The sequence below is a fragment of the Paraburkholderia sp. J10-1 genome (assembly GCF_905220165.1).
Taxonomy (GTDB): domain Bacteria; phylum Pseudomonadota; class Gammaproteobacteria; order Burkholderiales; family Burkholderiaceae; genus Paraburkholderia.
In genome coordinates, this window is sequence record NZ_CAJMYW010000040.1 from 1 (window position 1) to 9,477 (window position 9,477).

Below are 9,477 nucleotides of genomic sequence, written 5' to 3' on the forward strand. Positions count from 1 at the left end.
CGGGTAGCGTCAGCATTTGTATTCAATGGAGACGCGTACAGATGCATTGGGCTGTCCGGTCTGCTGGACTAAGCCTTTGAGGGGCCGTCGCGAAAATTCGCGCGCTCCCGCTGTAAACGAGCGCCGGTTCCGCCAAGCGGAGCACTAAGAGTGGATCTATTTTGGCCCGAATCTCAGCAACCAGTGGGAACCCGTTCGCAAAAGACAGTATGCGAGTGAGATTTATCGGGCACACTGGCAAGATGGTGCTCACCTGAATCAAGACATTGCCGAGGTGCTCAATTCGGAAGCAGGGCGCGCGGCAATTCGAGAGGCTCGACCTGACGTTGTGGTCGGCGGGTTTCCTTGCCAGGACCACTCCGTGGCCAAACCGCTCTCGTTGGCTCGCGGTATTGAACGCACGCAGGGCAAGCTTTGGTGGTCAATATCCGAGCTACTGTGGCAACGCCTCGAAGACGGAAGCCCGTGCCGTACATCGTCCTCGAGAACATTGACCATCTCATTTCATTTCCGGCGAGTTGCCCCGGACGAGACTTCGCCATGGTACTGTCAACACTCTGCGGCATGGGCTATGCAGCAGAATGGCGCGTAGTGAGCGCGGCGGACTACGGCTTTCCGCAGAGCCGGTGGCGCACTTTCACCGTCGCCTATCATGTGACCACTCCGCTCGCGTACCGAGTAGTCTTGAGCCTCCACAAGGGAAGCGAGGGCTGGCTTAGCGAATCTGTGTTGAGCCGCGCGTTTCCGGCGGTACATGTTCATGGGTGTGATGTGAGAGCGCCGGCATATGCTATGCGACACGAGCCGCTCGAAGAGCAGATGTTCTATTGGCCCCTGTCGAACGGAGCGGTCTCATGGTCGGGACGGATGTGTGGACTGCGCAAGCGAAACCGAAAGCCTTTGATGATTTCGCCGTGTTTACTGGTTCGGCAGGCGCGATGACGCTAGGCGACGTTGTCCGCAAGACAGGGCCTATGCCTACAGCCTTCTACATTAAGCCGGAGGATGAAGCGAAGCGGTTGGCTGCAAAAGGGGTGAAGCGGGTTCCTCGCCTCAAGAACGGCTTTGAGTACGAATATACGAAAGGTGCGATGGCGTTCCCCGACCCTCTGGACATTCCATCACGGACCATCATCACGTCGGAGGGCGGCACCTCCGCGTCGAGGACGAAGCACGCGGTCAGGGAGGCTTCCGGCGTAATCGCCGCCTGACTCCTGAGGAACTTGAGGAGCTGAACGGCTTTCCTCGCGGATTCACCGACTATGCGGAAGCCTCGGACGCGATTCGAGCGACGCTAATGGCAATGCGCTCGTTGTTGGGCCGGCGACAAGGATTGGCGAAGCACTCAGTTACGCGCACACTAAAAGCTGTTGGGAGAACTGCTGAAATGCGCCGATGCCACCGCGCGGGTGCGGCTGTGTCGATGTCAACACCGTCGAGGTACGCCATGAGCATACGCACGCAATTGCCATGGAGATTAGGTATCCCTACCTTGCGCCCATTGCGCGCTTCAAAGCGATGGGCAGCCGTTACCTGTTTGAGGCTGAGTTCTGCAACCGCGGTGCCGGCGGGGAGAAAGGCATCGTCGAGAAAAACGCGTAGGACCGGCGCCGGCAGATCTGGCACGAAGCCGTGTTCCGTCGCTGAGAATCGCTCGAAGTCCTCAACGAATGGATTGCTTCGCGGTGCAATAAGGCGTGGCACCCGCGTCATCCAGCTTTAGTACCGACTGCTTGAGCGTGGTTGCGAGCGGCACCACAAAGTTCTGCTTCAGATAGCACCGCCGGGGTCAAGCGAGAACATCAGCCGGGAGCTGATATGACCTCGTCCGCTGCACTGGATATGCGAGCTGTAATCTCGCGGGCGGCACTCATTACGAGCTCCGCGCAGCCAGCTTCATCCATCCACTTTTGCCGTCGTTCTTCGAACACCAAAACCAAGCTCCCGAGAATTGCACGTCGATCGCCAAAGATGGGCGCGGCGATGCCCACAACTCCCTGGTTGACTTCTTCCTTCGAGACGTAGTACCCGCGTTTCTTGATGTGTCGGAAGTAACGTGCAAACTGTTCGAAATCAGTCGCGATGTGATCGATGTCATCGCTGTGCTGCTCGAAGATCGTCTTCAGCCTGGTCGTCGGCAGGTGAGCGAGTATCACTTTGGAGGCCGCGCCACGCAATATCGGCAGTGGCCGGCCTCGGCCAAACGTCACGAGAGAAGCTGCTTCGGGCGGTTCAATCTGGAGGTTGAACACTGTAGTCCCTAGCAGGTGGGCGAGAAATACGCCGCTTGCTGTCGCTTGCGCCAGCTCTCGCATGACCTCGGCACTAGCATTGAGAATCGGACTTGATTGGCGAAATTGGTATTCAAGCTCGATTACTCGAGCTCCGAGGGCGTAGCGAGTGCCCAGCTTGCCTAGAAATCCAACGCTGCTTAGCTCTTTGACATACCGAAACGCGGTCGGACGCGAAATGGCGAGCCGGTCGGCCATCTCCTCGACGCTAATCAACGGGGTCTCGGGTGTGAACAGATCAAGAACATCCATCATCTTTGCCAACTTGCTCATCGAGGTAGGGCCTTGCTCAAGGCGTTCCGCATTTCAGTTTGGTGACGGTCTCAGATTTTACCCAGGACACCAGTCGAAACGAGCCAACTCACTCCAGCGCTCGCGGATGCACGCCTCGGGACCCCGGATCTCGCCCTTCATAGGGTTATTCTGTAGGATAAAGTATCCAGAATAGAGATTCTATGTACTATAGTGTCGTTGAAAGTACGAAGCATGACAGCCAAAATATCAAAAAATGAGATTATAAGTCTTATGTGAGTGCCTGACGCGAAATGTGTCCCGGGAGGAGAAATGTTCATAAGGAATTGCTGGTATGTAGCTGCGTGGTCGAACGAGATCGCTGAAAGCTCGCTTTTCGCGAGGACGATTTGTGGGGTGCCAGTTGTCTTCTGGCGCGACGAATCAGGCACGGTGCAGGCACTGGTGGATCGTTGTTGTCATCGTGGTGCGCCGTTGTCGTGTGGACGCCGCGAGGCCAACGGAGTTCGATGCATGTATCACGGCTTCAAATTCGATCGTTCAGGGAGATGCGTAGAGATTCCGGGTCAGGACCGGATCCCTGCTGCGGCGTTCGTGCGCTCGTTTGCCGTGATCGAGCGTCATCGCTGGGTGTGGATCTGGATGGGAAATCCGGAACACGCGGAGCCCTCGATTATTCCCGATACGCATTGGCTGGATGATCCGGGGTGGACGTGTACGCCGCCGGGATACATCCGTTATGAAGCGAACTACCGCCTCCTCAATGACAACTTGCTGGATTTCTCGCATTTGTCTTTTGTCCACCCGTCTACTCTGGGTGGGTCGGAGGAGTACGCGCAACTGCGATCCAAGGTGGATCGGCGTGAACGCAGTCTCCACATTACCCGCTGGTTCATGGATCGACCACCGGCGCCGTTCGTTCGGACCTTGGTCGGTCACGCTGGCAATGTGGATCGCTGGAATAACTACGAGTTTTTCATTCCAGGGGTCCTCGTGATGGACTCAGGTTTTGCACCGGCAGGGTCTGGCGCAGAAAAAGGGGATCGCAGCCAGGCGATCGAGTTTCGCCACTGTCAGGCAGTTACGCCGGAGACTGACGGAACAACGCACTATTTCTTCTCGCAGCCGAGGAGATTCGAACCGGACAATCAAGACGTTACGCGGTTGCTGCACGAGAGTATTCTTTCCGCATTCGAAGAGGACCGTGTGATCATTACGGCTCAAGAAAAAAACCTCAAGCGGTTTGATGACTTCAGGATGCTTCCCTGCAGTTTGGACGCAGCACCCACACAATTCAGGTGGATGCTGGATCAGGCGATCAGGGCTGAGAGTAGAGAGTCGCTTCCCGATGAAGTGCATTTGGATGCAAACAGGGGGCACTGAGTCATGGAGGTCGGCACGAAAAGTGGTATCGCCCGAAACGAAACGCTCTCGGTAGTTGTGGAAAGCGTGAGGGCAGTGGCCCGCGATGTGATCCAAGTCAGCTTGGTCGCACCAAGACAACGGTTGTTGCCGGATTTCACACCGGGCGCGCATATCGATGTCTTTCTTCCCGATGGGATGGTCAGGCAATACTCGCTCTGCGGCACAGCATCAGCCACACCTGTGCGCTACCACATCGGCGTCGCGCTTGTGCAGGAGAGCAAGGGAGGCTCAGCGCGGTTACACAAGTGGGCACGAGATGGTTTGGCACTCGGCATAGGGCGCCCGCGGAATAATTTTGTCCTTGAATCAGCGCCCTCATATTCATTTGTGGCCGGTGGAATCGGAATCACACCCATTCTATCCATGATCGCACAATGCAACGAAGCGGGCGTTGCTTGGAGACTCTTGTATCTTTGCAGAACGCCGGATCGTATGGCGTTCTCTGAAGAGTTGATCAAGCTGGATGCGGGGCGTGAGCGCGCCGTACTCGTATCTACCGATCAGCAAGGCATTCCTGATATCCAGTCATGGGCGGCAGATGGAGATGCCGGAGAGATGCTGTATTGCTGTGGCCCCTCCTCGCTGATAGAGGCTGTCGGATCAATTGCGCGCCTCACGCATCCGGGACTGTTCCGCGCGGAACGTTTTCAACGTCGGCAGGACGAGTCCGAGGCTAATGAGGCGTTTGAGGTGCAACTTGTCCGCTCGCGGAAGAATCTGAAAGTGCATTCCAATCAGTCGATCCTTGACGCTGTGTGTTCCGCCGGCATCGAAGTACCCAACTCGTGTAGGGAAGGGCTATGCGGCAGTTGTGAGACTGCTGTGATCGAAGGCATACCCGATCATCGCGACAGCGTTTTGAGCGACAACGAGAGGCGCAACGGAACGAGGATGATGTGCGTTTCGAGGGCCAAGACACCAGTTCTCTTGCTCGATCTTTAGGCTGCGGCCCACGAACGTCAACTCATAGTCCACACGCGGTGGGATGGTCGGGTACATCGTCCGGTTCACCAATCCATCCTGCTCCAATGCTTTCAGTGTCAGAGTCAGCATGCGCTGCGAAATGCTGCCCACTTGACGTTGGAGTTCGGTATATCGTAGCGGGCCTTCGCTCAGCGTGCCCACAACCATGACGGTCCATTTCTCGCCAATCCGGGCCAACACATCGACAACGGACGCGCAGACTGGGTGATCGTGCCCGCGCACATCTGTCTTCGTATCGATCATACGAGTGCCTTCTTGTGAAATCTTCTCTTCTAGACAGCGTCAAGCAGCACGCCGGCCAAGATAATTTTTATATGAACGCCCCCGATGCGCCAGTTTTTCTCGCGCGTTGAATCGACAGGATGGGTTGCAGCTTTATATGCGGCCTCAATGCAGCCTCATACGCTGCGGGCCCCGATGAAATCCGCTGACTCGCCCCTCATTTGTCGCACGAGCTGAACGCTCGAATTAACTTTCAGGTTCAGCGAGTCACGGTCCGACCTGTCTTGTCATCACGCTCGATTGCCAACGCAACCTTTCGACGTCGTTCCTACAAGCTTTACCCTCTTGCTCGGTCTATCAAGCTGACTTTACTGCTGTATGAGCTGGATCGTACGGTCTGTCATGCGCGAGGATTGCCCAGATCGTTCGGGCAATCTTGTTCGCCAGCGCAACAGCGACTACGTTTGACGGACGTCGCTTCTGCAATTGCTCAGCCCATGGCCCCGCGTGCTTCCCGAGGTAAAGCACACTTCTCGCGCCATGGAATCACGACTAATACAACTAATTCGAGCGAATAGTTACAGATCGAGTACTAGCCTGGAAGACAGTGATCGCGAACAACACGGGAGAAATTGATCGTTTTTTTTCTGTTCTTCCGGGGAAAGATAAATATCCCTGTGATCAGGTTGCCCGGAGATTACGCGGGTCAGACAAGTTCCGCAAACACCCTGCTCACATGACGTCGGTATGTTTACCCCGTGCGCTGCTAACGCCTCTGCGACGGTTTGCTCCCGAGCAACACAGAGAACCCGCCCTGATTTTGCCAACTGGATTTCAAAACTCTTTTCGGTCGACAGACGAACAGGTTCCGCGTTGAAGAACTCGTAGTGAAGTCGATATTCCGACCATCCACTTTCCCTCGCGGCGGAAAGTACGGCGTCCATGAATCCCTTCGGGCCGCACACATAGACGTGCGACTGGTTTTGTCCCCTGCCAAGCACCTCTTCTAGCCGAAACTTTTGGCCATCGTCTCCGTCGTCAAAATGGAAATTCACCTTTGTCCGAAAGCGGGATCGGTCGATGTGATCGATAAACGCCATCCGCTCACGCGATCTAGCGCAATAATTCAACTGAAAGGAACGACCTTGCGCCGAAAGACTTTCGGCCATAGACAGAATCGGCGTTATGCCAATACCTCCGGCCAAAAGAATTATGTCCTCCGATATTTCCCCAAGTTCGAAGCAGTTCCTGGGTGCGCTAACGCGAATTTCATCACCTTCATGGACTGAGTCGTGCATCGCACGCGACCCCCCGCGTCCCGTCGCGTCCTTCAGAACCGCAATCTGATAACGATGAGTTTCGGTTGGGTCGTTGCACAACGAGTACTGCCGGACCATGCCTCCAGGCAGATGAACATCAATGTGCGACCCTGCGCTGAACGAGGGTAGGGGTGCTTGGCTCAAGCTTGTCAATTCGAACAGCGCGACGTCGAGCGCGATCGACTCTTTACGCGCAACCCGGACTTTAATATCTTCTTCCCTGCCCGCCATTTTTCAATCTCCTGCTCAAGGGCCGTAACGGCTATATTTGCATCAAGGTAGCGAATCCTTGAGACGATCATCCAGGCATGCCAGCCATCGTCGCCGATGGCGTGACTGATTCGAGGAGATTAGTCCCAGATGGATCCTTCAAACAGAAACCACCGGAGCCCGATCAACAGTTTAAAAGTTCATCGCCGCGTCAGTTCCATCTGGAGCGCTGGCGTCGCGTCATCGACCATGAGTGCGGGTCGATATACGAAGGTGGGATCTTCCTGTTCGCGCTTGATTAGCGCGTCCAGTAGTCGTCGTGTACGAATCGGTGCCTCGTCGACCTTCAAGGCAACTCGCGGCACCGCACCACCCAGTTTTTTGATCTGGGCCTGCTGGATCTCGAGGACTTCGGCGTCCTCGTCGAACGTCTGAGTGATGGCCTCGCAAACATCCTGTGTGAGGGTTTCATCATCAAGCCGTTTATTTCTGGCCACCGACCAGAAATAATGGCTGGATTCTTCCGTTTCGGGCGTGAGAAGGTGGCATACATGACTTCGATATGCGTCATCGGCCGAGGTCCCCACCGGGTAAACACCGAAGTCGGTCATGCAGATACTGGGGGCGAGACTGATTGCCGTTTGCCATCGATTAATCGGTCCACTATGATTCAGCACCATGGCGAAGAACGGGGGAGCGTCAATATCGGGCATCTCGCGATGAGCCTTTAGCAAACCTTCGCCCTCGATTGAAACCTTGACCGGATAGTTAGGGATGCATTCTTCGTGCCCCTGGCCGATCGTGCGGAGATGAACCCAGCTCTCGTGACCGAGGTCCATGAGATTGTCGACTGCAAGGCGGAAATTTGCCTTTACATGGTGGTAGCCCCGTGACGGCGTCCAATCTGGATGGTCATTCCAACGGATGTCAGGGATGAGATCGACGTCGGCTCGACCAGCGTCCCCGAGCCAAATCCACAGGAGGCCATGTTTTTCGCTGAGCGGAAAGCTGCGCACGCATGCCTGACTCGGCATGTGCGTTTGACCTGGCGCCAGCGTGCATAGCCCATCGATCCTGAAGCGCATGCCGTGATAGCCACACTGCAGTTCGTCTCCGACACGCGTCCCAGCCGACAACGGCATTAGGCGGTGGGGGCACAGATCTTCCAACGCTGCTACGCGCCCATCTGAATGGCGCAGCATGACGACCGGCGTGTCCAAAAATCGTCGGTCCACGACTTGACCGCCATCCAGTTCGCGCGAAAAGCCCGCGACGTACCACACATTTTTCAGCCAATTCACTTCATTCTCCTTCAAGTGTCTCGCCCCACAGGAACTGCAGAGGCGCGAATACCACCACGTCAGTGTCCACTCGTATGACTTAACGCAGGCTGCACTGACCAGGGCGGTCGATCAATTGCACTGCCGGTCATGGCGCACGACAAGCAACTCCGTTGCACGAATTACTTTGTATGCGTATGATCAGTATACGAACTATATGACCGTGTAGAATTCGGGTAATCCCCGAAGTCCCAGAGGACGGCAATGACCGAAACGTTTTTGAACATTGATATCTGCACCATGCCGGGTCACTTCGCGCGGCGGGTTCACCAGCTCGCTGTCGCCCTGTTCGTTCAGGAGGTTGACGATCTCAATCTCACGCCTATTCAATGTGCTGCCTTACTTACGATTTGCAATAACCCGGAAATCGACCAAAAGACGCTTGCGTCGCAAATTGGCATTGACACATCGACAATCGCAGGTGTTATAGATCGCCTGGAGGTCCGGGGACTGGTTGTTCGCAATGTCGCGCCGCACGATCGACGCGCGCGGCAAATTACGCCGACAGAATCGGGAGTCGAGATCGCCGAGGCCGTCGTGCCACGACTGGTTCGGTCGCAGGAACGCCTGCTTGAATCTCTATCGAAGGCCGATCAAAGGGAATTCATGCGTTTGATGAAGCTCCTCATAGACGCCAATACCGAACTGAGCAACGTACCGGCAAAAGACTAGTCGGCTGACTTTGCTCGATCTCCGCGATTGGTCCTCCGGCGCGGGTCAGTGGTGCAACGCAGCCGGTAGCGTCGAAATGCTCGCTGCGAATAGCAATACCGTCTGGCTGCCCCTCGATACCGGTCGTTTGCTTGTTGTTCGGTCGACTGACGGCAGTCGTCTGCCGCGCTTTGTGTTCAGCGCGGATCGGTACCTGCCCGGCGGCTGATGGACTCCGCACGATTGGTGATTGTGCGGTTCGTGTCGGTCGTCGGCGACGCCGGTGGCAACCGGTTCACGGGATCGGTGCGGCCGAGGCACGCCGCGTAGAGGCGCTCCTTGACAGCCATCCGGAGATAGGCGAGCGCGTATGCGCGCCCCTCGCCGCTGCGCCTGTGCAACTGCCTAAACCATGGGAAACATTGCGTGTTCCGGAGGAACTAAACGGAACCCTGGGCCAGCCAGCCTCCTTAACGCGAGCAATGACTATGAGGCCATGCAATCGTGGCTCTCGCTGCACGAGTCGCTAGGAACGTATCGCTAGGAAGGCCTACCCTTGATATCAATGCATTTTGCGACGGTAGGTTGATCTTGGTTTGATGCTGGTTTGCGAGGCGGCCCCGTTAAAATACCTCACCAAATCAGGCACTTTCTGTCTCCCTGTCGGGCCCTTTCCCTTTTTGATCGACCCGCCTAGGTTTTCGCACGCCGGGAGTGCCGCTTGCCCCGCGCCCGTCGGGCGGAACTCAAGTGGCGGCGCGCCGATGGAAATTACTGCCGTTT

General features: G+C 56.1%; 10 protein-coding genes and 2 pseudogenes. 7 read left to right on the forward strand and 5 right to left on the reverse strand.

The genetic code is table 11. The features are described from left to right. The first annotated feature begins 253 nt into the window (after positions 1-253). Genes U5A65_RS40390 through U5A65_RS40400 form a run of 3 tightly spaced genes read left to right on the forward strand, consistent with a single transcriptional unit; the run spans position 254 to position 1,211 of the window. Positions 254-592, forward strand: a complete 339-nt coding sequence (locus tag U5A65_RS40390) for a DNA cytosine methyltransferase (RefSeq protein ID WP_321917603.1) — start codon at positions 254-256, stop codon at positions 590-592. Continuing rightward, positions 502-942 carry a DNA cytosine methyltransferase gene (locus tag U5A65_RS40395; protein WP_321949671.1) on the forward strand — a complete coding sequence of 147 codons (441 nt, stop codon included), beginning with the start codon at positions 502-504 and terminating at the stop codon, positions 940-942. Before U5A65_RS40390 ends, U5A65_RS40395 begins: the two co-directional genes overlap by 91 nt. Beyond that, complete coding sequence (locus U5A65_RS40400) at positions 855-1,211, forward strand: hypothetical protein (protein ID WP_321917608.1); 357 nt, start codon at positions 855-857, stop codon at positions 1,209-1,211. Before U5A65_RS40395 ends, U5A65_RS40400 begins: the two co-directional genes overlap by 88 nt. A 591-nt stretch (positions 1,212-1,802) precedes the next feature. Here U5A65_RS40400 and U5A65_RS40405 read toward each other — a convergent pair. Continuing rightward, the gene (locus tag U5A65_RS40405; protein WP_321917591.1) at positions 1,803-2,564 is read right to left on the reverse strand and encodes an IclR family transcriptional regulator; all 762 of its coding nucleotides are present in this window, start codon (positions 2,562-2,564) and stop codon (positions 1,803-1,805) included. 291 nt (positions 2,565-2,855) lie between these two features. Here U5A65_RS40405 and U5A65_RS40410 point away from each other — a divergent pair, with 291 nt between their 5' ends. Further along, entirely contained in the window at positions 2,856-3,926 is a 1,071-nt protein-coding gene (locus U5A65_RS40410; RefSeq protein ID WP_321917593.1) for an aromatic ring-hydroxylating dioxygenase subunit alpha, read from the forward strand. A 3-nt stretch (positions 3,927-3,929) separates the two neighbouring features. After that, entirely contained in the window at positions 3,930-4,910 is a 981-nt protein-coding gene (locus tag U5A65_RS40415; RefSeq protein ID WP_321931494.1) for a PDR/VanB family oxidoreductase, read from the forward strand. Positions 4,911-4,964: 54 nt separating this feature from the next. On the opposite strand, the pseudogene U5A65_RS40420 reads toward U5A65_RS40415, so the two are convergent. The 4 genes and pseudogenes from U5A65_RS40420 to U5A65_RS40435 all read right to left on the reverse strand — a co-directional run. Then, positions 4,965-5,195, reverse strand: a pseudogene (locus tag U5A65_RS40420) (winged helix-turn-helix transcriptional regulator); the annotation flags it as partial. 336 nt (positions 5,196-5,531) lie between these two features. Then, a pseudogene (locus U5A65_RS40425) lies at positions 5,532-5,717 on the reverse strand (IS110 family transposase); the annotation flags it as partial. Between the two features lie 35 nt (positions 5,718-5,752). After that, a complete protein-coding gene (locus U5A65_RS40430; protein WP_321917595.1) occupies positions 5,753-6,724 on the reverse strand; it encodes a PDR/VanB family oxidoreductase in 972 nt (323 codons plus the stop codon). Between the two features lie 179 nt (positions 6,725-6,903). Next, entirely contained in the window at positions 6,904-8,004 is a 1,101-nt protein-coding gene (locus tag U5A65_RS40435; protein WP_321917597.1) for an aromatic ring-hydroxylating dioxygenase subunit alpha, read from the reverse strand. A gap of 243 nt (positions 8,005-8,247) precedes the next feature. Here U5A65_RS40435 and U5A65_RS40440 point away from each other — a divergent pair, with 243 nt between their 5' ends. Beyond that, positions 8,248-8,715, forward strand: coding sequence for a MarR family transcriptional regulator (locus U5A65_RS40440; protein WP_321917599.1), 468 nt, complete (start codon positions 8,248-8,250; stop codon positions 8,713-8,715). A 170-nt stretch (positions 8,716-8,885) separates the two neighbouring features. Continuing rightward, positions 8,886-9,224 (forward strand): phage integrase family protein, encoded by a 339-nt coding sequence (locus U5A65_RS41070; RefSeq protein ID WP_408585119.1) that lies wholly within the window; start codon positions 8,886-8,888, stop codon positions 9,222-9,224. Positions 9,225-9,477: the final 253 nt, after the last annotated feature.